The sequence below is a fragment of the Kitasatospora sp. NPDC023120 genome, from assembly GCF_055560835.1.
Window position 1 is genome coordinate 221,576 of the sequence record NZ_JBVHHY010000010.1, and the last position, 23,789, is coordinate 245,364.

Annotated in this window: 16 protein-coding genes and 2 pseudogenes; 7 read left to right on the top strand and 11 right to left on the bottom strand. The window is 74.3% G+C overall.

Features of this window, described 5'->3' with window-relative positions; translation table 11 throughout:
- Positions 1-62: 62 nt before the first annotated feature.
- The gene (locus ACZ3TI_RS17235; RefSeq protein ID WP_465727041.1) at positions 63-812 is read left to right on the top strand and encodes a hypothetical protein; all 750 of its coding nucleotides are present in this window, start codon (positions 63-65) and stop codon (positions 810-812) included.
- A gap of 122 nt (positions 813-934) precedes the next feature.
- Positions 935-1,774 (top strand): SAM-dependent methyltransferase, encoded by an 840-nt coding sequence (locus ACZ3TI_RS17240; RefSeq protein ID WP_465727042.1) that lies wholly within the window; start codon positions 935-937, stop codon positions 1,772-1,774.
- Between the two features lie 27 nt (positions 1,775-1,801).
- Here ACZ3TI_RS17240 and ACZ3TI_RS17245 read toward each other — a convergent pair whose 3' ends face one another.
- Positions 1,802-2,470, bottom strand: a complete 669-nt coding sequence (locus ACZ3TI_RS17245) for a response regulator (RefSeq protein WP_465727094.1) — start codon at positions 2,468-2,470, stop codon at positions 1,802-1,804.
- Positions 2,471-2,520: 50 nt separating this feature from the next.
- A complete protein-coding gene (locus ACZ3TI_RS17250) occupies positions 2,521-3,771 on the bottom strand; it encodes a sensor histidine kinase (RefSeq protein ID WP_465727043.1) in 1,251 nt (416 codons plus the stop codon).
- A gap of 135 nt (positions 3,772-3,906) precedes the next feature.
- Between ACZ3TI_RS17250 and ACZ3TI_RS17255 the strand changes: the two genes are divergently transcribed.
- Complete coding sequence (locus ACZ3TI_RS17255) at positions 3,907-4,830, top strand: ABC transporter ATP-binding protein (protein WP_465727044.1); 924 nt, start codon at positions 3,907-3,909, stop codon at positions 4,828-4,830.
- On the top strand, positions 4,827-5,660 hold the full coding sequence (locus tag ACZ3TI_RS17260) for an ABC transporter permease (protein WP_465727045.1): 834 nt from the start codon (positions 4,827-4,829) through the stop codon (positions 5,658-5,660). The genes ACZ3TI_RS17255 and ACZ3TI_RS17260 overlap by 4 nt, the downstream gene beginning before the upstream one ends.
- 58 nt (positions 5,661-5,718) lie before the next feature.
- Here the strand turns inward: ACZ3TI_RS17260 and ACZ3TI_RS17265 are convergent, their stop codons facing one another.
- Entirely contained in the window at positions 5,719-6,360 is a 642-nt protein-coding gene (locus ACZ3TI_RS17265) for a maleylpyruvate isomerase N-terminal domain-containing protein (protein WP_465727046.1), read from the bottom strand.
- A 120-nt stretch (positions 6,361-6,480) separates the two neighbouring features.
- Positions 6,481-7,950 carry an MFS transporter gene (locus tag ACZ3TI_RS17270; RefSeq protein ID WP_465727047.1) on the bottom strand — a complete coding sequence of 490 codons (1,470 nt, stop codon included), beginning with the start codon at positions 7,948-7,950 and terminating at the stop codon, positions 6,481-6,483.
- Between the two features lie 261 nt (positions 7,951-8,211).
- Between ACZ3TI_RS17270 and ACZ3TI_RS17275 the strand changes: the two are divergent.
- Both ACZ3TI_RS17275 and ACZ3TI_RS17280 read left to right on the top strand, forming a co-directional pair.
- A pseudogene (locus ACZ3TI_RS17275) lies at positions 8,212-9,645 on the top strand (MFS transporter).
- Between the two features lie 118 nt (positions 9,646-9,763).
- Positions 9,764-11,041, top strand: coding sequence for a serine/threonine-protein kinase (locus tag ACZ3TI_RS17280; RefSeq protein ID WP_465727048.1), 1,278 nt, complete (start codon positions 9,764-9,766; stop codon positions 11,039-11,041).
- A 12-nt stretch (positions 11,042-11,053) separates the two neighbouring features.
- Here the strand turns inward: ACZ3TI_RS17280 and ACZ3TI_RS17285 are convergent, their stop codons facing one another.
- The 7 genes and pseudogenes from ACZ3TI_RS17285 to ACZ3TI_RS17315 form a co-directional block, all read right to left on the bottom strand.
- Complete coding sequence (locus ACZ3TI_RS17285) at positions 11,054-12,559, bottom strand: hypothetical protein (RefSeq protein ID WP_465727049.1); 1,506 nt, start codon at positions 12,557-12,559, stop codon at positions 11,054-11,056.
- Positions 12,560-12,562: 3 nt separating this feature from the next.
- Entirely contained in the window at positions 12,563-16,144 is a 3,582-nt protein-coding gene (locus ACZ3TI_RS17290; RefSeq protein ID WP_465727050.1) for a hypothetical protein, read from the bottom strand.
- 36 nt (positions 16,145-16,180) lie between these two features.
- A complete protein-coding gene (locus ACZ3TI_RS17295) occupies positions 16,181-17,251 on the bottom strand; it encodes a hypothetical protein (RefSeq protein ID WP_465727051.1) in 1,071 nt (356 codons plus the stop codon).
- Between the two features lie 94 nt (positions 17,252-17,345).
- Positions 17,346-18,443 carry a WD40 repeat domain-containing protein gene (locus ACZ3TI_RS17300; RefSeq protein ID WP_465727052.1) on the bottom strand — a complete coding sequence of 366 codons (1,098 nt, stop codon included), beginning with the start codon at positions 18,441-18,443 and terminating at the stop codon, positions 17,346-17,348.
- Positions 18,444-18,542: 99 nt separating this feature from the next.
- Positions 18,543-18,737: pseudogene (locus ACZ3TI_RS17305) on the bottom strand (Uma2 family endonuclease); the annotation flags it as partial.
- Positions 18,738-18,849: 112 nt separating this feature from the next.
- Positions 18,850-19,635, bottom strand: a complete 786-nt coding sequence (locus ACZ3TI_RS17310) for a hypothetical protein (protein ID WP_465727053.1) — start codon at positions 19,633-19,635, stop codon at positions 18,850-18,852.
- 114 nt (positions 19,636-19,749) lie between these two features.
- Positions 19,750-22,530, bottom strand: a complete 2,781-nt coding sequence (locus ACZ3TI_RS17315; protein WP_465727054.1) for an SdrD B-like domain-containing protein — start codon at positions 22,528-22,530, stop codon at positions 19,750-19,752.
- Between the two features lie 435 nt (positions 22,531-22,965).
- Here ACZ3TI_RS17315 and ACZ3TI_RS17320 point away from each other — a divergent pair, with 435 nt between their 5' ends.
- A complete protein-coding gene (locus tag ACZ3TI_RS17320) occupies positions 22,966-23,766 on the top strand; it encodes a hypothetical protein (RefSeq protein WP_465727055.1) in 801 nt (266 codons plus the stop codon).
- Positions 23,767-23,789: the final 23 nt, after the last annotated feature.

Consider the following 23,789-nt stretch of genomic DNA (forward strand, 5'->3'; position numbering starts at 1 on the left):
CTCGCGGCCCGAGAAGTCCACGGGCGCCCACGCGCGCCCGTACGCATGGCAAGGAGGCGTCCGTGGCTCACGACTCACGCGCGCAGGACTCCCCGGACACCTGGCGGGGTGTCCAGGACGGACGGACGGTCACGTTCCTCCGCCTCGGCGTCGGCCTGATCGGCATCCTGCTGCCACCGGCCCTGCCGTTCGGCAACTGGCTGGCCGCCGAGGTGATGGGGCGCAGTACGGACGGCTTCTGGCCGGGCTCGATGAGCGCCTCGTACTACACCGACACGCGGAACATCTTCGTGGGTTCCCTGTGCGCACTCGGGGTGTTCCTGGTCTGCTACCGCTTCGACCGCCGGGACGACCGGTGGAGCACGGCGGCCGGCGTCTTCGCGGTCGGGGTCGCGCTGTGCCCGACGTCCCCGTCCGGGGCCTCGGACGTCCAGCGCACCATCGGGGTGTTCCACCTGGTCTTCGCGAGCCTGCTGTTCTTCATGCTGGCGATGTTCTGCCTCTACTCCTTCCGCAACCCCCGGTCCACCCAGCCGGCCCGGGTCGGCGCGGCCTACCTGGTGGCCGGGGTGGTGATCCTGGTCGCCCTGGCACTGTCCGTCGCGGCCGGGGCGACGGGCATCGGCGACGACTGGCCGGTGCGACCGCTGTTCCTGTGCGAGTGGCTGGCGACGTGGTCCTTCGGTGCGGCCTGGATCGGTGCCGCGATCGAGCTCGCCGCACACCGACGCAACGGCTCCGACCAGGCCGTCGTGCCCCGGCAGCAGGGCGGCGCGGCGGTGGAGGCACGGCACCCGGAGGCCCAGGCCTGAGCGTCCGCCCGGAAGTCCTGTCTGATGGTCCGTCATCTCGCCCTCCCGGTCGACCGTTACCATGCGCACGGAGGACCGCCACCCACGGCGGCCCGGTGACGGATCCCCACGGGAGGGCGAGCATGGCGAACGAGGTCCGGGCGGAGCGCGATCCGCGGCGGAAGAGCCCGTCGGTGGACCTGCGGATGGACGTCCCGCACTCCGCCCGGGTCTACGACTACCTCATCGGCGGCAAGACCAACTTCGAGGCGGACCGGGTCGCCGCGCACGCCTCGGTGAAGGCCTGGCCGTCGCTGCCCGTCTCGATGCGCACCACCCGCGACTTCATGCAGCGCTCGGTGCGCCACCTCGCCGAGCAGTACGGTGTGCGGCAGTTCCTGGACATCGGCACCGGCATCCCCACCTCGCCGAACGTGCACGAGGTCGCCCAGGCGGTCGCGCCCGAGTCCCGGATCGCGTACGTGGACAACGATCCGCTCGTGCTGACCCACGCCCGGGCGCTGATGTCCAGCACGCCCGAGGGCCGTACCTGTTACGTGGGCGCCGACTTCCGCGACCCGGAGTCGATCCTCGGCGACCCCCGGCTGCGCGAGGTGCTCGACCTCTCGCAGCCGGTGGCGCTGTCGCTGATCGCGATCGTCCACTTCGTGCTGGACCGGGACGACCCGCAGGGCATCGTGCGCCGCTTCATGGACGCCCTGGCGCCCGGCAGCTTCCTCGCCCTGACCGTCTTCACCGGCGACACCGACCCGGTGGGCGTGGGCGGCGTCGGCCGGGAGTACAACGCGCGCGGCATACCGCTGCAGATCCGCGACAGGGCCGAGACGGAGGCCTTCTTCGACGGCTACGAGCTGCTCGACCCGGGTGTCACGCTGGTCCACCACTGGCGCCCGGACGCCGCCGCCGCGCCCGTCCGCGACCGGGACATCGCGATGTACGCGGGCGTGGCGATCAAGCGCTGAACCGTTCCTGCGGCGCTGCGGGCCCGGTCAGCCGGGGACGGAGACCAGGCCCGCCTCGTACGCCAGGATGACCAGCTGCACCCGGTCGCGGGCGTCCAGCTTGGCGAGCAGCCGGGTCATGTAGGTCTTGACGGTGGCGATGCTGAGCACCAGCTCGGCGGCGATCTCGGTGTTCGACAGGCCGCGGCCGACCAGGGTGAGGATCTCCCGCTCGCGCCCGGTGATCGCATCCAGCCGGCGTACGGCCGGGGTCGCCGCGTCCGGACCTGCCCCCCGGCCCGGCGCCCCACCCGGCGCCCGGCCGCCGACGAACGCGCCGATCAGCCGCCGGGTGACGCTCGGGGCGATCAGGGCGTCCCCGGCGGCGACCACCCGCACCGCGCCGAGGATGTCGTCCAGCGCCATGTCCTTGACCAGGAACCCGGACGCCCCGGCGTGCAGCGCCGCGTAGACGTGCTCGTCCTCGTCGAAGGTGGTGAGCATCACCACGCGTGTCGGTCCGTCGGCGGCGGTCACCAGCCGGGTGGCCTCGATGCCGTCCATGACCGGGGGCACCTCCCGGCCGCCAGGCTGGGGGCGCATCCGGATGTCCATCACCACCACGTCCGGGCGCAGTTCGGCGGCCAGCCGGACGGCCTCCGCGCCGGTACCCGCCTCGCCGACCACCTCGACGTCGGCGGTCTCCGCGATGACCATCTCCAGCGCGGCCCGCACCAGCGGCTGGTCGTCGGCCAGGACGACCCGGATCACGCGCCCACCTCCGACCCCGCAGCCTCCGAGGAGCCCGCCTCCGACGGCTCTGCCCCCGCCGGTCCCGCCACCGCGGGGACCGGCAGTCGGGCGGCGACCCGGAACCCGCCGCCGGCGCGCGGTCCGGCGTCGAACTCGCCGTGCAGCAGGGCGACCCGCTCACGCAGCCCGGCCAGCCCGAAGCCACCGCCCCGGGCGGTGCCGTGCCCCCGGCCCCGGTCGGTGACCTCCACGGACAGCTCCCCCGCCGTCCGGTGGTCGACGGACACCACGCAGGCGGTCGCGGCCGCGTGCCGGACCACATTGGTGATCGACTCCTGGACGATCCGGAACACCGCGAGGTCGATCTCCGGTGGCAGCGGCCGCTGTTCGCCGTGCCGCCGGATCTCCACCCGCACCCCCGCCGCCGTGGTCGCCCCGGCCAGCCGGTCGAGGTCGGCCAGGCCCTGCGGCACGGTGGCCGAGGCCTCGCCGTCGGCCCGCCGCAGCACGACGAGCATCCGGCGCAGCGCGGCCAGCGTGTCCCGTCCGGCGGACTCGATCTCGCCCAGCGCCGCCTTGGCCCGCTCGGGTCGGCTGTCGATGACCCGGCGGGCGGCACCGGCCTGCAGTGCGACGATGCCAAGGCTGTGCGCGACGGTGTCGTGCATCTCGCGGGCGATCCGCAGCCGTTCCGCGGTGACCGCCTCGGCGGCCGCCCGGGTGCTCAACGCCTCGGCGTGCTCCCGGTTCTGCCGCACCGAGCGCCCGACCAGCCAGGCGACCAGCGCGAGCAGCGCGGCGCCGTCGGCGGAGCCGATGTGGGTGCCGGTGAAGATGCCGACGGTGTTGCCGCGCACCAGCCCGATGTGCAACACCAGGAAGGCCATGACCAGGGCGAACACGGCCCGCGAGGTGCGGCGCGGCCGGGCGGCGGTGATCAGGCAGAGCGCGGTGTCCACGGCGAGCAGCGCGCCGGGCGGCACCTGGACGCCGCCGGCCCAGCCGTCGGTCTCGGTCCAGGCGGCGATCAGCAGCAGGGTGACCGAGAGCACCGGCAGCCGGCGCACCAGCGCGGCGCCCGCGAAGGCCACCGCCGTGTCGGCCAGGGTGAACGCCCATCCCCCATGCGCGGCGGCGCCGTGGTGCTGCCCGGCGCCGCCGCCGAGCCGGACGGCGGGATAGGCGACGGCCACGCACCAGGCGAGGCCGACCCAGACCTCGGGCGGGACGCGCCGGAACAGCGGCGGGGAGGGGGTCGAGGGCATGGTTCAAGATCGTAACGACAGTCCGACGAGCCGTCATCCACCCCTGGTTGTACGGCCGGGGGTGACGCACACCGGCGCGCACTGTCGACACCGGTCCGATGCGGCGGCACCGGCTCCCCCGGCACCGTGGAGCCCATGATCGAAGTCACCGAGCTGACGAAGCGCTACGGCCGTGGCAACGCCGCCCGCACCGCCGTCGACCGCCTCACCTTCACCGTCCGCCCCGGCCACGTCACCGGCTTCCTCGGCCCCAACGGCGCCGGCAAGTCCACCACCCTGCGGCTGGTCCTCGGCCTGAACGACCCCACCGCCGGCGCCGTCACCGTCGACGGCCTCCCCTTCCGCGACCGCCCGCGCGGGCTGCGGCACGTCGGCGCGCTGCTCGACGCGGGCGACGTGCACGGCGGGCGCACCGGCCGGGACCACCTACGGGCGCTGGCCCGCAGCAACGCGATCCCGGCCGCGCGGGTCGAGGAGGTGCTGGCGGAGGTCGGGCTCACCGGGGCCGCCGGGCGGCGGATCCGCGGCTACTCGCTCGGTATGAAGCAGCGGCTCGGCATCGCGGGCGCGCTGCTCGGCGACCCACCGGTGCTGCTCTTCGACGAGCCGCTGAACGGGCTGGACCCGGAGGGCGTGCTCTGGGTGCGCGGGCTGTTCCGACGCCTGGCCGCGGAAGGGCGGACGGTGTTCGTCTCCAGCCACATGATGGCGGAGATGGAGCACACCGCCGACCGGCTGGTGGTGATCGGACGCGGACGGCTGATCGCCGACGAGAGCCTGGCGGAGTTCTCGGCCCGCAACGCGGTGACGTCGGTGGCGGTGCGGACTCCGGAACTCACTCTGCTGGCGCAGGTGTTGCGCACCGAAGGAGCCGAAGTACGGGAGTCGGACGCCCGGTTCGGGACGGTGACCGGCATGCCCGCCGAGCGGGTCGGCGAACTCGCCCTGCGGAACGGCGTGGTGCTGCACGAACTCACCGTCCGGACGTCATCCCTGGAGTCGGCGTTCATGTCCCTGACCACCGACAGCGTCGAGTACCAGGCTGGAGAAGCCCGATGAGCACGACCCCCACCGTTCGTCCCGGTGAGCCGGCGCCCCGGTTCACCGACCTGCTCGCCGCCGAGTGGATCAAGTTCCGCTCGCTGCGCTCGATCCCCTGGGTGCTCGGCCTCAGCGCCCTGGCGATCGTCGCCGCCAACCTCAAGTCCGCCCTGTACACCCGCGACCACTACACGCCGGGCGACGGCGATCCGGCGGCCATGGCGCAGGGGGCGCTGAACGACGCCTTCAACCTCGCCTCCGCCGACATCCTGCTGCTCGTCGGGGGCAGCCTCGGCGCGATCGCCATCGCGGGCGAGTACGCCACCGGGCTGATCCGCACGACCCTGGCGGCCGTACCGGACCGCCGGGCGGTGCTGGTGGCGAAGGCCTGCGTGCTGGCTGCCGCACTGCTCTGCTTCGGGGTGCTCACCGTCGGCGTCTCCTTCGGCGTCAGCCAGGCGATCCTGTCCGATGTCGGCATCGGGCAGTCCCTCACCGACCCCACCGCCTTCCGGTACGTCGCGGCGGCCGTGCTCTTCGCCCCGGTCTGCGCACTGGTCGGGCTCGCGCTCGGCACCCTGATCCGGCACAGCGCGGGCGCCGTGGTGGGCACCGTCGTGGTGCTGTTCTTCGTCCCGTCCCTGGTCACCGAGCGCTACCGCTGGACGGCCGACCTGCTGCACGCCCTGCCACTGCCCGCCTGGCAGCGCCTGGCCCGCACCACCCTGGCGGGCCTGCGCCCGAGCGAGTACCCGGCCACCGTCACGGGCTCCTGGATCACCTTCGCGGCCTGGGCGTTCGCCTCGGTGGCGATCGCGGCACTCGCGATCCACCGCCGGGACCACTGAGGGGACCATCACCGGGAACGCCAGCGGGACCGCTGAGGACGGGACGGGGCGGGGCGGTTCAGAACGCCGAGATGCTCCCCGGCGCCCGTTCGGCCCGGCTGAGCGCCCGCAGCACGTCCACCTGACCGTGCCGCCGAACCGCCAGCCGGGCCAGCAGGCCGACCACGAAGTCGGCCGTCTCCGGGGGGAGTTCAGGGGTCGGAACGCCGACACTGACCGCGAGGTCGTCGGCGTGGACGGCCAGTTCCATCGTCCGGGTCGCCAGCAGGTCGTCGAGGGTGAGCGACCACGGCCCCCAGAACGGCAGCCGGGCCGGACGGGTGCCGTCCGCCGCCGCCAGGGCGGTGGTGAGGTCCGCGAGCACGGCGGCGACCCGGCGGTGCACCGCCGCCGGCCCGTCGGCGGCGAACGCCTCGCTGCCCTGCCGGATCCGCACGTTGACGTCCGCGTCGAGCGCCGCGTCGATCCACGCCACCCGGGCGTAGTGGTCGAGCAGGCCGACCGTCTCCTCGGTCGGTGCCGCGGCGGCCAAGGCCTCCTGCACGCACAGGACTTGGTAGGCCAGGTGCCCGGCCAGCCCGCCGACGCTCCACTGCGCCAACGCGCTCGGCCCGCGCCAGGACTCGGCCACCTCGGGGCGGCGCAGCAGCCGCTCGGCGGCGCGGGCCGCCGCCAGGAAGTCCGCTCGGGAATCCGTCACGATCCGCTCCCTACCGCCTCACGCCACTCCGGAAACCGGACCGTGGTGTCGGACCGGCGCGCTACCTTCTCCCCCACCCGGTCCTCCCCTGCCCGGTCCTCCCCTGCTCGCCGACACACCCTAGGCACGCCGGCCCGCCCAGTCGTCGACCGCCGCCACCAGCAGTGCGGCCAGCACCAGGCCCGCCGCGACCGTCACGCCCAGTTGGAAGGCCGCCGCCCAGTCGGGGTGGCGGCCGTGGGCGTGGGCGAAGAACACCGAGCCGACGACGGCGATGCCCACCGCCGAGCCGACCCGCTGCGCGGTCTGCAGCACACCGCCCGCGCTGCCCGCGCGGGCGACCGGCACCTGCTGGAGGGTCAGCGTCTGGTTCGGGGAGATCACCAGCCCGCTGCCCACCCCGGCGAGCAGCAGCGGCAGCGCCGTCGTCCAGCCCACCCGGGGCCCCGACCACAGCTGTACCGCGAGCGCCGCGGCCAGCAGTCCGCCCAGCACCAGCAGCAGCCCGGTCACCACCAGCCGCCGCCCGAGCCGGGCGACCAGCCGCCCGCCCACCGCCGCGGCCACGCCGGAGCCGACCGCGAACGGGGTGATCGCCAGACCCGCCGCCAGCGCCGAGTAGTGCAGCCCGGTCTGCAGGTACAGCGTGAAGATGAAGAAGATCGCGGTGAACCCGGCGAAGTACACCAGCGACAGCAGCACGCCCGCCGCGTACGGGCGCACCGTGAACAGCGCCATGCTCACCAGTGGTTCGTGCCACCGCCCGTAGCGCACCTCCCAGCCGACGAAGGCCGCGAGCAGCACCGCCGCCACCGGCAGCAGCAGCCAGCGGGTCGCGCTGTGCCACTGCTGCCCCTGGACGAACGGCAGCAGCAGCGCGACCGTGCCGGCGCCGAGCAGCAGCACGCCGACCGGGTCGAAGTCGCGGTGCCCGGCCCGCTCGGCGGCGGGCAGGGGCGGCGGCAGCAGCCGGTGGGCGATCGGCAGGGCGGCGACGCCGATCGGCAGGTTGACCAGGAACACCCAGCGCCAGCCGTCCTGCGGCCCGAACAGGTGGATCAGCAGACCGCCGAGCAGCGGTCCGACGGCGGTGGACACCCCGATGGTGGCGCCGAGCGCACCGAACGCCCGGCCGCGGTCGGGCCCCTGGAAGAGGACCTGGATGAAGCCGGACACCTGCGGCACCAGTACGCCGCCCGCCGCGCCCTGGAACAGCCTGGCCAGCACCAGCCACTCCTGGCTCCGGGCCGCGCCCGCCAGCGCGCTGGCCGCGGTGAACAGGGCGAGCCCGGCGAGGAAGACGGCCCGCCGGCTGCGCGCGTCGCCGAGCCGCCCGGCCGGGACGAGCATCAGGCCGAAGGCCAGCGCGTAACCGCTGAGCACCCACTGCAGTCCGCTCTCCGACATGTGCAGCCCGGCCCGTACGGTCGGCAGGGCGACGTTGACGATGCTGACGTCCAGCAGGGTCATGAACCCGGCGACCAGGCAGACCGCGAGTGCCCGCCAGCGCCGCGCGTCGGCCCGTCCGCCCACGGCGGTGGCGCCGGGCGGGCCGGTGTGCGCGATGCTGCACGGGGGTTGGGCGGTCATGAGAGCCTCTTCCCGGTGTCCGGGGCGGCCTGCCTGTCCGGCCGGTCGCCGGCCGGCTCCGCTCGGCTCATCGTCACCCGGCCCACCCGGCACCGCCACCCGGGCCGGCCCCCGGGCCGAACCTCGGGCGGGCACCCTTGCGCGTGCCCTGCCCACGCCCTGCCCGCACGCTTGCGCGCCCCGCGCACCACGCCCCGCACACCCTCACCCGAACGGCCGAACCGGATCGCGGTCGGCGCCCGCACCCCAGAGGCTGACGGCATGACCGTCGTCACCGAGAGCCCGCCGTCCGCCCCGCCGGTCCTGGACGTGCGGCAGCGGAACGTCGTCTTCGGCACGATCGTGCTCGGCATGCTGCTGGCCGCCCTCGACCAGACCATCGTCGGCACCGCCCTGCCCACCATCGTCGCGGACCTCGGCGGGGCCACCCACATGTCCTGGGTCGTGACCTCCTACCTGCCGGCCGAGACGGTGGCCACCGTGCTGGCCGGCAAGTTCGGCGACCTGCTTCCTGCCGACCTTCCTGCAGTACGTCGACGGCGACTCGGCGACGGTCTCGGGCATCCGGATGCTCCCGATGGTCCTCGGTCTGCTGATCGCCTCGATCGCCAGCGGCAACGTGGTCAGCAAGACCGGGAAGTACCGGCTGTTCCCGATCGTCGGCACGGCGGTGATGGCGCTCGGGCTCTACCTGCTCTCCCGCCTCGAACCCGGCACCAGCACGGCGCTGGCCTCGTTCTACATGTTCGTGCTCGGCGTCGGCATCGGGCTGAGCATGCAGGTGCTCACCATCGCCGTGCAGAACACCGTCGACTACGCGGACCTCGGCACCGGCACCTCCGGGGTGGCCTTCTTCCGCACCATCGGCAGCTCGTTCGGCACCGCCGTGTTCGGCACCATCTACGCCAACAGCCTCAAGACCGAGCTCGCCAGGGGCATCGCCGCCTCCGCCCGGCTCACCGGCGTCGACGCGGCCCTCCTCGCCCGCGCCGCCGAGAGCCCCCAGGGCCTGCACCGCACCGCCTGCCCGCCGTCCAGGCCGCGCCGATCGTCCACGCCTACTCCGACGCCCTGCACACCGTGTACCTGTGGACGATCCCGGTGGCGGCGGTCGGCTTCGTGGTCGCGCTCTTCCTCAAGCAGGTGCCGCTGCGCGACACCGCCCGGGCCGGCTCGACCGACATGGGCGAGGGCTTCGCCCAGCCGACCACCGCCGACTCCGACCCGCACCTGGAGTACGCGGTCTGCAAGATCGTGCGCGGCGTGGACCTCGACACCGTCCGGACGATCGTCGCCGACGCCGACACCCGGGTGGACCTCGCCGGAGCCTGGGCGCTGATGGAGGTCGCCCAGCACGCCAAGGTCATCGGCCACGCCGACCTCGACCTCATCTCCGCCTGCAAGCGGGTGCCGCCCGAGGTGCTGGAGCCGGTCTTCGACCGGATGGCCACCGAGGGCTACCTCGTCCGCGACGGCGACCGTCTCGTCCACACCGAGGCCGGCACCCGGGAGGTCCGGGCCCTCGGCCGCGCCTGGTCCGACTGGCTCAACGCCCGCCTCGACGCCGACGCCGGCCGACCCCGCAGCGCCCGGCTGCGCACCGCGGCGGACGCCATCGCCTGGCGCCTGCTGGTCGAGGACCTCACCAACGGCCTTCCCTCACACGCCCGTTCGAAGGACGGCGTGCGGGTTTAGGGGCCGTCTTCAAGCCCCCGTCGTCCGCCCGGAGGGCGGGCGGGGCGGTGTCCGATGGCCTGCGGTCGGCGCGGGCGGGAGACTGACCGTGGGGCCGAGGCACGGTTGGAGCAGAGCGATGGCCGATGGGCGGACCCTCGCCGAGGTGATCGCCACCGGCGGCCCGCTGCCGCCGCGCGAGGCGGCCCGGGTCGGCGCCCAGGTCCTGGCCGCGCTGGCCGCGGGGCACCGGTCCGGGCTGGTGCACGGCGCGGTCGAACCGGAGCGGGTGGCGCTTGAGCAGGGACGGGCGGTGCTCACCGCGTTCGCGGACCGCCCGTACGACGGCGCCCCCGCGTACCTGGCCCCCGAACGCGCTCCCGGCGGTCCGCCCGGCCCGGAGGCGGACCTGTGGTCGCTGGGCGCCACGCTGTACGCGGCCGTGGAGGGCAGGCCGCCGGAGGCGGGGCAGCCGCCCGAGCCGCGGCGCGCCGGTCCGCTCGCGCCGGTCATCGAGTCGCTGCTCCGCCCGGACCCGGCGCAGCGGCCGGGCGCGGAGTGGACCCGCCACATGCTGGACCGGGTGGCCGCGGGTCTCACCGTCGGTCCGGCGACGGCCGAGGCGCTGCCCGTCCGGGAACCGGCCGCGGAACCGGCTGCGGAACCGGCCGCGGAGGCGGGTGGACGGCCCGGCGGATGGTCACGGCGGCACTGGGTGCCAGTGGCCATCGTCCTCGCGCTGGCGCTGATCGGCGGGCTGGTCATCCTGCTGGTCGGCCGGGGCACGCACCACCAGGCGACCGTCACCGCCCCGACCACGCCGCCGTCGGCGACCGCACCGGCGACACCCGAGACGCCCGAGACCTCACCGTCGGCCCCCGAAACACCCACGCCCGAAACACCGGCACCCCAGACACCGGCACCCCAGACACCGCAGACCCCTGCGCCCCAGACACCGCAGACGCCCGCACCGCAGACCCCTGCGCCCGCGGTGCCCCCCGGCTACGTCCGTACCACCGACCCGGCGGGCTTCAGCTTCGCCGCCCCCGTCGGCTGGACACGGACCGACAACGGCCTGGGCGCCGGCGACTACTCGCCGGACGGCGGCGGTCAGGTGCTGCGGTTCACCCTTGTCCCCAACCCCTCCGGTCAGGCGCCCCTCGTCGGCTTCCGCCAGCTCGAACAGTCACTGACCCAGCAGGGCGGCTACACCCGGATCGACCTGCGCACCAACACCTACCAGGGCAACCCGGGCGCCTACTGGGAGTTCACCTTCGGCTCGGAGCACGTCGGCGCGCAGTCCTTCCTCGCCCCGAACGGCACCGAGTACACCGTCTACCTCTCCACCTCGGAATCCGACTGGGCCGCCTACCAGCCGGTCCTCACCACCGCGCTGAACACCTTCACCATCCCGTGAGCAGCCGGGCCGCTACGCCCCGATCTCCTCGATCCGCCGGCCGTCCACCCAGGCCGACCAGCCGTTGGAGCAGATGATGTGCGCCCAGTCCCCGGCCCGTTCGAGCACCTGCAGCTCGACTCTCGCGTCGATCCTGGTGATGGCGGTGAGGGCCGGGTCGGGTGCGCTCCAGGCGGACATGCCGCCGGACGGGACACGGTGGGTGGGGCGGAAGCCGGGTTCGCTGGGCGGGAGCGGCGGCACCGGGGACGCGGGCGCGCGGCTGACCGGTTCGGTGACCTCGGTGACCGGCTCCGCCTCCGAGCGGGAGGCCTCCTCGGCGGCCTCCGGCCGGTAGAGCTCCTCGGGCAGCGTCAGCCCCGGGATCGGCCGCAGGAAGTCGGCGGCCAGGTTGGTCGCCTCCACGACGCCGAGCGCCCGGAGCCCGAATCGGACGTGCGACCAGTCCTCCCCGGCCCGGGTGAGGCTCTGGCTGGCCAGGGCCCAGACGGTCGGCTCGGTCACGACGAACAGGACCATGTCCTCCTGCGCGACGGGCCGCCCCTCCTCGTGGCCGGTCACCTGGACGTCGTGCAGGGAGAGCAGGCTGATCCAGGTGAACAGGGTGCCCGCGAAGGTCGCCAGGGTGAGCCCGGGTTCGTAGGCCCTCGGGTCACCGGTCCCGGCCGGTTCGAGGTCCCCGGCGTCCGCGTAGCGGCGCAGCTCCCGTTCGGCGACATCGGCCGTGACGGAGGGCAGGAGCGTGCCGGTCCGCCCGCCGGGGTGCAGCTGGGCGGCGAACAGCTCCGCGACGCAGTGGCTGATCCAGCGCCGGTCGGCCACCCGGAGGGCGTCCTGCTGGGCCTCCAGGACGTCCGTCAGGGAGACCGTGACCGGCGCGGGCCGCTGCCGCCGGCCGGCGAAGGAGCGGAAGAAGGCGGTCTTGTAGGCGTCGACCAGCACCAGCAGGAAGGCCAGCTGTTCGGCCGTCAGCTCCTCCATCGCCGTCGGCAGCGGGATCGGCTGCCCGTTGGAGAACTGGACCTGGAGCTGCACCCACCAGGCGAGGTCCTGGGGTGCGAACGGGGCCATCAGCTCGTACTCGCCGGACGGGCCGGGCCGCAGGCCGACGAAGACGTCCTCGGCCTCGTGGGAGGCGTACAGCCGGCACGGGGTCGGCGCGCTGTCGAACAGGGCGCTGCGGGCGTCCACCACGCGGTCGGGGACGGCGAGCGGGAGCAGCGCGGCCCGTACGACGGCGGTGGACAGACCGGTGAACTCCCGGAGCAGCTCGCCGGGTTCGCGGACGGGTTCCGTCTCGTCGGCACCGGCGGCGGCCAGGTCGGGCAGCGGCGACAGCAGGGCCGGCTCGGGCAGGTCCACGTGGCGTGCCAGCGGCCCGAACTCGGCCCGCCGGAGGCGGATGGTGCGGGCCAGGCCCCCCGGCGAGGAGAGCTCCCGGCTCTCGGCCCCAGGCCCGGTCGCGGTGCCGGTCGCGTTGAGGATCCTGGTCTCGGTGAGGGCCGCTTCGCTGTCCATGGCTCACCTCTCCTTCTGCGGTTCGTTCCCGGGTTCCGGGCCGGAGGCGATGCCCCTGGCCACCGTCCCGGCCTGACCGCCGACCGCCTGCGCGGCGACGCCGCCGACGTCGCTCAGCCCGGGCCCGGGCAGGGCGCGGAACGCGGGATACAGGTCGCCGTGGCTCTGGACGAAGGCCGTCAGGTTCGAATCGACCTGCTGGGCGAGGCCGTTGATCGAGGTGCCGAACTGCTGCTTGGACAACAGCTCCATCTGCGACGGGGTGTACATGCCCTTGCCGCAGTCGGTCAGGAACCTCTTCATGTCCAGGACCCGCTGGTAGGCGGCCGGGTCCGCGCCCTTGTAGTAGTACATCATCGGTTCGAGCTTGGTGGAGATGTCCTTGGCCACGCCCCGGGCGGTCTCCTGCAGCGCGCTGCCCGGGCTCAGCCCGGTCTCGTGGGTCGGGTTCATATACGCCTTGTAGGTGGTCACCGATCCGGTCTGCGCGGCCCACTTGGGGTCGGGCGGGTAGCCGAGGGCGTCGTTCTTGAGCACCGGCAGGTTCTGGTACGCCTCCGGGTGCTTGCTCTGGGTCACCGACTGCAGCGCCTTGCCCGCGTCCTGTCCGCCGGTGGCGTCGGCGTAGGCCTTGTTGTACGCCTGCTGGAACGCGTCGTTGGCGTTGGACGGGCTCACCGGCTTGCCGTTGAGCGTCAGTTGGTCGGTGGTCCTGATCTCCTGGAGCTTCTTGTACAGGTCCTCGGCCCGTTGCGAGGTTGGCGGGGCCTTCTCCAGTTGTGCGAGCGTCTCGCGGTAGGTCTTCTGGTTGAGGGCCAGGTCGCGGTCCATCCCGACGGTGCCCTTGCTCTTGTCGTTGCGCAGGTCGGTCAGGTCGTCGACGGTCAGCTCCCGTCCGCCCCTCTTCCAGCCCTGTGCGTTGAGCTCGGCGACCTGGTCCTGCTGCACCTTCCTCAGCACCGGTTCGAGGACTTCGGCGTACTCGCCCTGGATCTCCGTGCGCGCGGTCTTCAGGGTGGCCTTCGCCTGGAAGTTGGAGTTGATCTCGATGGCCTTCTGCTTCAGCGCCTGCCGGGCCGCGGCGATCTCCTCCGCGCTCGCCCCCTGCGCCCGCAGGCCGCGCAGGTCGCTAGCCATCTGCTGGAACTCCTCGGCCGCCTTGCGCCCGGCGGCCTGCTCGGCGCTGAAGGCGGCGTCGGTGGCGGCGTTGGCCGTCGGGACCGGGCCGGGCGGCGGCTGGGCGGGTGGCGCCGCCGAGGCCTTGAGCTTGTTCAGCGCGGAGCTCTCGGTGGCCACCTCGGCCGCCGCCGGAGCGACGCTGCTCAGGAGCCCGTGCAGCCCCACCGCGTTGCCGAGGTCCTGGACGAGGGCGAGCGCGATCGCGGCCCGACCGGCCTGCGGGGCCGGGCTGTTCGGGTCGATGACCTGGCCGACGGTGGCCTGGTAGGCGGCCTGGAGGGTGTTGATCGGCAGCACCGCGTCGGCCGCGCCGAGCAGGGCCTTGCCGATCCCGCCCTCCTCGTAGCCGACGCCGAAGCCCTGGACGGCGTTGCGGCCGACCATGAACGCCCCGAGCTGGGCGGCCCCGGCGGCGGTCAGCGGCACCGCGAACGGTGCCAGCAGCATCTCGGTGGCGATGGCGACGTGCTGCACCCGGGTGGCGCCGGCCTCGTGCTCCTCGGCCTCGACCGCCGCCAGCTGGGCCGCGGCCGCCTCCCGCTCCGACGCGCCCTGCGACTGGTTGAACACGGCGGTGGTCAGCTGCCGCAGCGAGCCCTCGGTGTCGGTGCCCGGGGCGCCGCTCTCGAGCCGCTGCAGTACCCGGTTCGCCGACTCGAATTGGCCGGGCGGCAGGTGGTCGATGAGGTTGCTCAGGTAGTTCTCCCGGGCCTCGATCCCGTCCAGCCGGTGCAGGAAGTCGGTGTAGTCGCGCTCGGCCTGGCTGCCCCGCGCCACGGCTGCGACGAACGTGTCCCTGCCCGTGTCGCGGAACCTCTCCCGCGCCGTGTCCACCGCGGCGTCGGCGGCGGGGATCATCGCCGCCAGGTTCTTGACGGCCTCCAGTTGGTCGGCGGTGAGCCCCTGGGCCGGGTCGAGGCCCTCCTTGAGGGTCCGCAGCTGCTGCCAGTAGGACGGGTCGTTCATGTTGGCGCCGTCGAGCGCGCTGAGCCGGTCCCGGATCACCTGGGCCGGGTCGGGCGCGGGCGGCGCGGGTGCGGGTGTGGGGGCCGGCTGGGCGGCGGGCTGGTCGGGCGCGGGCTGGGAGTCCCCGGCCGGCGGTTCGGGAGCGGGCTCGGGACCGGGAGGCAGGGCGGCCAGCACCGGCTCGGGCTCCTCCGGCGGGAGCGGCGGGAGCGGTCCGGCGTCCACCGGAGGTGCCGCCTGCGAGCTGGGCAGGGTCAGGGCCGGATCCGCCATCCCCTGTGCGCGGCGCCAGTTGAGGTACTGGTTGAACTCGGCGTCGCCGGGCTGCCCGGTGAAGCCGGGGTGGGTGGCGCGCCACCGCTGGAACGCCGGGTCGTCCAGCAGCCCCTGGATCCAGTTGTCGATCGCCCGCCGGTCACCGGGCGGCATGCCCGGCTGCGGCTGCACCGGCGGGCTGCCGCCGCTGTCGTCCGGGCCCCCGGTACCCGGGCCGCCTGCGAGGGTGCCGGCCAGGTTGCCGAGGAAGGAGCCCAGGACCCCGCCGGCGCCCGCCGCGACCGCCCCGACGGTGGAGTACCGCAGCACCGTGCCGCTGCCGGTGCAGCTCAGCCAGGCCTGGCCCGTGCACTCGAGCGATCCGCCGTCGTCGGCGTGGGCCGGGAGGGCGTCGGTGAGCCCGTGCAGGGCCAGCGCGGTGCCGAGGAGCAGCAGGACGCAGGCGGTGGCGGGCGGGCGCGTGCCGGTGCGGCCGATCAGGACCGCGGCCACCGCGAGGGCCCCCGCGAGGACGTACTTGACCACGCCGTCGGGGACGAACGAGGCGACGATCAGCGACACCGCGGAGCCGAGCATGCCGACCGTCACGCCGGTGACCCCGGTGACCCGGTGCCGGCGGGTCGGGGCGACCTGCTTGACCACCGCCGACCAGATCCGGCGCAGGAACGTCGACACGATGCCGCCCAGCACGGTCGGCGCGCCCGCGAGCAGCCCGACGGCGAGCACCGCCCCGGCCGCGGCGGGCACGACCTGCGCGGCCAGCAGTGCGACCGCCGCGCCCCACAGCAGGTGGACGCCCGCCGCCCGGTCGCCGCGGACCAGCCCGGCGAGCGTGTGCGGCAGCCCGCGCAGGTCGGCGAGGAAGCGCGCGGTCCCGACGGCGTGCCAGTAGCCGAACACCCCGAACAGCACCGTGGTGAGCAGGCCCCAGAACAGCGCGCCCTGGAAGAAGTTGCCCTGGCTGGTGGCCGGCGCCCCGTGCGGTACTTTGCGCCAGCCGCCGTAGCGGACGGCGATCAGCCAGACGTTCATCGCGTAGCCGATCAGGCCGCCGACCACCGCCCCGGTCACGGCGGAGAGGACGTTCTCGCGCAGCCACCCGGGCAGCCGCCGGGCCACATCGCGCAGGGTTGGGACGGTCTGCGGGGCCGTGGCCGTGGTCATCTCGGCGCTCCGTCGGTCGACGCTCTTCCGGTCATCTCAGCGCTCCGTCCGGTCCACGATGACGAACCCGCCCGCGTACGGCTGGGCGGAGGTGCGCACCCGCAGCACGGCGTTGCCCGCGGAGGCGAAGCAGGCCGTGGTCGTGCGCCCGGGCTCCAGCCGCGGCGAGCCGACGGCTGCGGGCAGGGTGTACGGCACCCGGTCGCCGTTGTGCAGGGCCACGCAGCCGTACGAGGGCACCCGCAGGTACTGCGGGTGGAACCGTCCGTCCAGCACCACGGCGCTCGGGCCGGGCGCCACCCGCTCCCCGGCCCGGACGGCGGCGGGCGTGCCGAACGGCCGCTGCCAGACCACCAGCGCCAGGAGGACCGCCAGCAGCGCGTACGCGGTGGTGTGCGGCCCGACCTCGCGCAACCGGCGGACGGTGCGCTCCGGATCCGCGGCGAGCAGGCCCAGCGGCGCCCCGTACGCCAAGTGCCCGGCGTAGGCGATGGCGATCAGCCCCGGTCCGCGCAGCGCGTAGACGCCGGCGACGGGCGAGGCCACGGCCAGGGTCTCGATCATCAGGCCCCAGACCAGCGCCCACTGCCAGCGGCGGCCGGAGGCGAGGACGGCATAGCCGATCCCGAAGCCGATGCCGACGGCGAAGTGGAACGCCCAGCCGAGCAGCCCGGTGCGCGGGTCCGAGGAGTCCGCGTCCAGGGCGAGGACGCCGTAGGTGTCGATCGGCGCGAACAGCCGGACCCCGGCCAGCGCGAACGGCACCCGGAACAGGTCGTAGCCGAGGGTGCCGAGCAGTCCGCCGACGGTCCCGACCACCAGGGCGCGGTGCAGACGGGCTCGGCGCGGGCGGCGGGCGGTCGCGACGCCGAGGGCGGCGAGCAGCGCCAGGCTCGGGACGGTGACGGCCCAGAACCAGACGGCGAACGGCGCCGATCCGTACGCCCAGGCCAGGACGGGGGTGACGGGGAGCAGGCCGAGAAGCGCGCAGAGGACCCCGGCACCTCGCCAACCGGGGACACCTCGCCCGCCGGGCCCGGGAGCGGCCCGGACCACCGGGCATCCCACGGTCGAGGTGTGCTGCTCTCCTCGTGCCCGCTCGGCCATGTCAGGATCCGATCCGACCTTCTCCTGCCACGATTCCACCGGCGAGTGACCACGGGCAACCGGCCCGGGCGGCGGCTACGCTCCGAGGTCCCGGCTACGCTCCGAGGTCCCACAGCCGGACCGTGCGGTCCGAGCCCGCCGAGACCGCGCGGCGGCCGTCCGGGGTGAAGGCCACGGCGTTGACGTTCCCGGTGTGGCCCTCGTAGCGGGCCAGCTCCCGGCCGTCCCCCGGGTCGACCAGCCGCACCCGGTTGTCGACACCGAGGGCCGCGAGCAGCTCGGCGTCGTAGTAGTCGGTGCCGCTGCCGGTCAGCAGCCGTCGGCCGTCGGGGGACACCGCGAGGCAGAGCAGGTTGCCCGCGCCGACCTCGAAGTCGCCCGTCTCCGCACCCGTGACCGGGTCCCACACGTGCAGTCGGCAGTCCATGGTCGTGGCGACGGCGAGGCCGCCCCGGGCGGCGAAACCGACGGCGGTGACCACGAACAGCCGCTCGCCGAACCGGCGCAGCTCCGTACCGCCCTCCACGTCCCACAGCCGCACCTGGTCGGCGCCGAACTCGGTCTGGGCGGCGCCGGACAGCAGCTGCCGGCGGTCCGGGGAGAACGCGACGGCGGTGACGTCCGCGGTGTGCCCCGGGAAGCGCCGCAGCTCCTGCCCGGTCGCCGGATCCCAGCAGCGAACGGTGCGATCCCCGCAGCCGGTGGCGACCAGTCGGCCCTCCGGCGAGAAGACCGCGGACAGGCAGCCCTGCTCCTGCCCGCGGAGGCGCCGCAGTTCCGTCCCCGTGGCGGTGTCCCAGACGACCGCCGGCCCCCAGACCCCGCCGGACACCGCGAGCCGCCCGTCCGGCGCGAGCGCCACGCACTGCACCCCGTCCTCGTGCGCCGTCCACCGCCGCACCTCCGCCCCGCCCGCGAGCTCCCACAGCCGCACCGTCCGGTCCTCACTGCCGGACAGCACCAACCGGCCGTCGCCGGACACGGCGACGCAGGTCACCGGCCCGGTGTGCCCGGTCAGCACCGACGGCGGCCCGGGCGGAGGCCCAGGGGGCGGGCCGGGCGGCGGGCCGGGCGGTGGTCCAGGCGGCGGGCCGGGCGGTGGTCCCGGCGGAGGCCCGGGAGGCGGCTCGGGCGGTGGACCCGACGGAGGCCCGGGAGGCGGGCCCGAGGGAGGTGTCGCGGTACCTGGCATCTCAGCGCTCCAGCCCCCAGGGAGGTGACCCGCCCGCGACCACTGTCGACGCTACGCCTCCCCCCGCCCGGCCATCCACCCCGCCGACGGCTGCCCCGACTACAGGCAGGTGGTATCGAGTTCGAGGTCGAACGGCGCCGGGAGGTGAACGGGTGTGCCGAAGGGGTGCGGGCCGCTCTCACCTGCGTACCCGAGGCGGGTCGGTTCGCTGTACAGCGTGCAGCTGCGATCCTGCCGGTCGATGAGGAGGTAGAGCGGTGCACCGTACTGGCCGTAGCGGCGGCGTTTGACGACCCCAGACCATGCGCCCGCACGGCCACCCGACCGCTTTGGACTGCTCCTGGCCGTCCAGGCGCCGTGACCGGGTCACATCGCCTTTCCTCCGTCATCGGACCACCGAGCGTCGTCAGCCGGTCAGCCAGGGGGCTTCGGGGAGTCTGGCGGCGGGGTCGGGGCCGGAGAAGTCCGCGGTGGTCGGGGTGCCCAGTCCCTGCATCTGCATGGTGACCCGGCGGAGGGTGCCGTCGCCGTCGACCCAGTAGGTGAGGGGCGAGCGGCCGCCGTCGGGGGCGGAGCCCTGGGCGCGTGGTCCGGCGATGCGGTCGTAGCTGCGGGCGTCGATCCGGTCGCGGCCCAGCCAGCGGGCTCCGGACTGGGCGAGCAGCAGCGGGTTGTCGGGGCGGTCGGCGCCGAGTCGGGCCACCAGGCTGAGCCCGGCGTCCAGGGGGTCCGCGGTGTAGGAGCGCGGTGACCAGCCCTGTCGGGGGACGTGCTCGGCCTGCTGCCACGCCGGGCCGTCGATGCCGGCCGGCTCGGGGGCCAGGCCGAGGCCGCCGGTGTCCCAGACGACCAGCCCGTGGTCGAGCGGACCGCTCGCCCCCATGGTCCGGTAGCGGCCGACGCCCCGGTGGGTGCGGTAGTCCACGACGCCCTCGACCCGGATGGTGACTCCCCCGCCCTCGGCGGCGGTGAGCGTCACCCCCACCGGGCTCGCCTGGTAGAGGTTGAGCCGCGACAGGGCCAGCCGGGAGGCCTCGTCCGTGGTGACCGGCCGCTCGCCGGCCTCCTCGGAGACCGTCCGCCGGGCGACCAGGCCGCCCGCCACGGTGCCGCACACCGCTATCGCGACCAGGATCAGGAGCCGGCGGCGCCGACGCGGCCTCCGGGGGTCGGTCTTCACCTTCCGGGCCATGCGGGTGCCTTCTCTCGTCGCTCGATGTTCGGTCGGGTCGGTCACAGCAGTCGGGCGGGTTCGGGGACCGGTGGTCCGCGAACCCGCCCGATCCGGCTCGGGGCGTGCAAGCCCTTAGCCCTGCCGGAGGGCCCTGCGCCTACGGACCAGCAGCACCAGCGCCGCGCCCAGGGTGATCAGCACCGCCGCGCCCGCCACGGCGAACGGGATCGCCGCACCCGCACCGGTGGCGGGCAGGTGCCCGGGTCCGGGAGCGGGCGGGGCCGGGGGTGCCGGGGGCGCCGGCACCGGGGTGGACGTCGGCGGCGGGGTCGGCGTCCCGGTCGGCGTCGGGGTAGGTGTCGGCGTCGGCGTCGGGGTCGGGGTCGGGATCAGCCGGTTGACCGCCGTCACCGAGAGCCCGTCGTCGAGGTTGCCGGAGTTCAGCACCAGCGGCCCGAACACCGTGACCTCCGGGGCCGCGTAGCCTTCCGGCGGGCTCACCTCCTGCCAGTAGTACGTCCCCGGCACGCCCTTGCCCTGGCAGAGCCCGTCGGCCGCGGTCGTGCACGGTTCGCCGACCTTGGTGTCGGGCTTGTCGCCGGTCGGCTGCAGCCCGTCGGTGCCGTTCGTCTCGTGCCACAGCTGGAACTTGGCGCCGGCCAGCGGCTTGCCGTCCTGGTCGTGCTTGACCAGGCGCAGCACGCCCTCCTGTTGGCGGAAGCCGAAGTCGTAGGTGTGGTCGTTCTCGCCGGGCCCGCCGGTGGTCAGTTCCCGCTCGGGGTACTTGCCGCCGGAGGGGACGATGCCCTTGGAGTCGATGAAGTGGTTGTCACCGACGTCGTGTTCGGTCGGCACCCACTGGAACAGCGGGCCGTCCTTGGCGTAGTCGGCCGGATTGTCCAGCCTGATCGTGTACGTGGTCCTCGGCTTGAGGCCGCCCTCGACGTTGCTGTCGTCGAAGTAGTACTCGCCGCGCGCCGTCGTCTTCGTCGTGCCGACGAGCTTCCCCGACCCGTCGTACAGGTGGACGGTGGCGCCGGGCACCGGGCGCTGGCCCGGCAGTTGGAGGCCGCTGCGCTCGGGGTCGTACCAGACCCGGTTGCCGATCTGCAGCGGCGCCTGGTCGCAGAGCACTTCGAGGTCGCCCATCGCGGCGCCCTTGCCGAACGGCGGGAGCGGGCCGACCGGGTTGAGGCGCAGGCCTCCGTCGGCCTTTCCGTCGCGCTTGTCGAAGCCCGGGCCGTAGCCGAAGGCCATGCCGTTGGTGTCGTAGCCCGAGGTCGCGATGGAGTTCTCGACCTTGGAGAAGGCCATCCCGGCGTTCAGGGCGTTGTTGTGGCCGATCCGGTTGTTGTCGAAGAACCGGGTGCCCCGCGTGGTGGCCCCGCAGCCGTTGTTGGTGTCCAGCACGTAGGCGCCGTTCACCAGGCAGGCCTTGTTGAGGTCGCCGCCGGGCAGGACCTTGGCCATCGTGCCGGCGGTCGGACCGGCCGCCGACTGGTCGCCGAAGCGGTCCCGGAAGGCGATCAGCATCGAGCCGTCGGTCTCGATGGCGATCTCGGCCACCGCCGGCTCGGGGTTGGCCATGTAGTCGGTGCCGCAGGACCGGCCGTTCTGCGTGGCCGGGTAGGTGTCCTGCCAAGCGAACCAGCCGGCGCCGGGGCAGGCCGTGCCGACCGTGTTGCCGCGCGGGTAGTCGAGCTTCTGGTCCAGCACGGCCTGCTTGAACGACCCGGTGGCCGGGTCGAAGGGCAGCACCACGGCCCGCAGGTCCGAGGCCTTGCCGGTCGACTCGCCGGAGCAGACGCCGCCGAGGTAGCCGGTGCCGTCCTGCAGGCCGAGGCCGTACGGACGCCAGTCCCCGGCGGCCGGGCAGCCCGGGTCCGGGATCGGGTACGCGGCCTTCGGCTCCGCCGCCGTCGGCGCGGTGGCGTCGTAGCGGTAGAGCTTGCGGTCGTGGAGGTTGACGACGAAGAGGTCCTTGCCGTCCTCGCTGACCTTGATGGCGCCGAGGCTCTCCTTGCCCACCGCGGGCAGGAAGGCGTCGTCGTCGCCCGGGCCGTGCGGCGTGGTGCCGGCGTCCGGGACGGTGGCGAACAGGCTGGTCGTCTTCGTCGCCGGGTCGGTCACGTAGATCGCTCCCGCGCCGCCGGGACCGTACGCCGTGGTGCGCTTGGCCGAGGCGGCGGAGAAGAGCCGCTTACCGGCCCGGCTCCACGCGACGCCGTAGATGTTGCCGGTCTGCGCGGCGGTGGCCAGGTCGGTCACGGTCGCGTCGGTGCCGGCCACGCCCCGGGCGCTGTACGGGAAGGAGACCAGCGTGCGCGCCGATCCGCCTTCCTTGACCGCGGGTTGACAGGTCGACACCAGCGGCGCGTTCTTCTGGCAGTAGTCGCCCGGGTTCCACAGGCCCGTGGTGAACTCGGCCTTCTTGCCGCCGGAGAGGTCGACGAACTCCTCGTTACTGCTGAGCTGGTTCGGCGCGCCGGTCAGCCCCTGGCGCGAGGCGAAGGCCGGGAACAGCACGCCCGGCTTCGGATTCACCACCTGCACCCGGTACTTGCCGCCGGTCAGCTTGCCGGCGGCCGGGGCCAGCGTCACCGTGCCGTCGGCCGCCGTGGTGCCCTCGATGCCGACGCCCGCGTCGTCCGTGAGCGTCACCTTCACGCCCGCCATGCCCGGCTCCAGCACGGGCGTCCACACTCCGCTGGTGTCCACGGCCCGGATCACCCGGACCGTCACCGTGCCGTCGCCCGTCTGCGGAAACGCCGACGGGGCCGCGGCCAACGAGCAGGCGCCGATCGCGACGGCGAGCGCCACCGCGCCGCCCGCGGTACGGCGGCCGAACCCGTCCGACCGCCGTCGGTCCGGGCCGCGCGCGGCACCGGCTTTTCGTTCACTTGTCGTCGTCATCCCTGCTCTCATCGTCAAGTTGGGCATTGTCCGACGGGGCCTGCCGCCCGATCTCGCGAGGGAGTTCGTGAGTGGCGGAAAGCCGCCATTGTCAACGGGATCTTAAAGGGACTGTGGGGAAGTTCGCAGGAGAACAAGGAACCTTGACGGCCCGTCAGGCGTTCCGAGGGCCGTCGCACCATCGCGCTCCGCACCCGGCATCCGGTCGCTGACCTGCACGGAAGCACCATCCGGAGCCCACATCCGGCACCCCGGGCGCCGGATGAACCTATCGACTTTCGAACACACTTCCTGCCGGAACTGCGCACACCATGCCCAGGCGGCGGGCCAGGACCTTCAGTGGGAACTCGCCGGGCTCCGCGGCAGCCGTGCCGGCGACGGCCCGGACCGTGCCGCATCCTGACCACAGACCGCCGAGCCCCGAAGGAGACGCCCTTGCGCATCACCGACGCCCGCACCGGGCAGCGCACCGAGATCCGCCCGCGCCGTGTCGGCCTCCTGCACGCGACCGTCGCCGTCGGCGAGCGGGGCCGCCCGTTCGGCCCCGGGGACTTGCGAGCGCTGGTGACCGGCGACGTGCTGGCCCGCGTCTGTGAGGCCCGGAGCCTGCAAGTGATCATCGAACTCGCCGTCCCGGACACCCCCGGGGAGCAGACCCGGGCGCTGCTCGAAGCCGCCGACCGACTCGGTGTCCATCCGCCCGCCGAACTGCGCACACGGCGCGAGGAGGACGGCTCCGACCCGGCCGCCGACCTCGTCATCACCAGCAGCTCCCGGCTCCGGCCCGGCCCGGCGTCCGCGCCGCTCCTGGTCACCGGCCCGGTGACGGCGCCCCCGCACGCCCGTCCGGCTTCCGGAGCCGACGCGTCGACCTCGACCACCTCGGACGCGCACGATCCCCTCGCGCTGCGCCTGGCCTTCCTCGAACACGCCGTCACCGCCCCGGTCCGACTCACCGACGACGACCTGGCGAACGCCTCGGAGAGGCTGGCCCGCTGGCGGGCGCTGGTGGCCGACTCCGCCAACGAGCCGTCCCGTCCGCCGGAGGCCGACATGGTCCGGGCGAGCTTCGACGGCCTCGACGAGGATCTGGACGCCCGCGTCGCGGTACGCGCCCTGCACGCGCTGGAGGCCAGGGCCACCCTGCCGGACGGTGCCCGCTTCGAGACCTGCGTGCGTCTGGACCAGATCCTCGCCCTCGAACTCGGCCGGGACATCGGCCGGGCGCCGGGGTGATCCGGCCGGGAACGGCAGCCCCC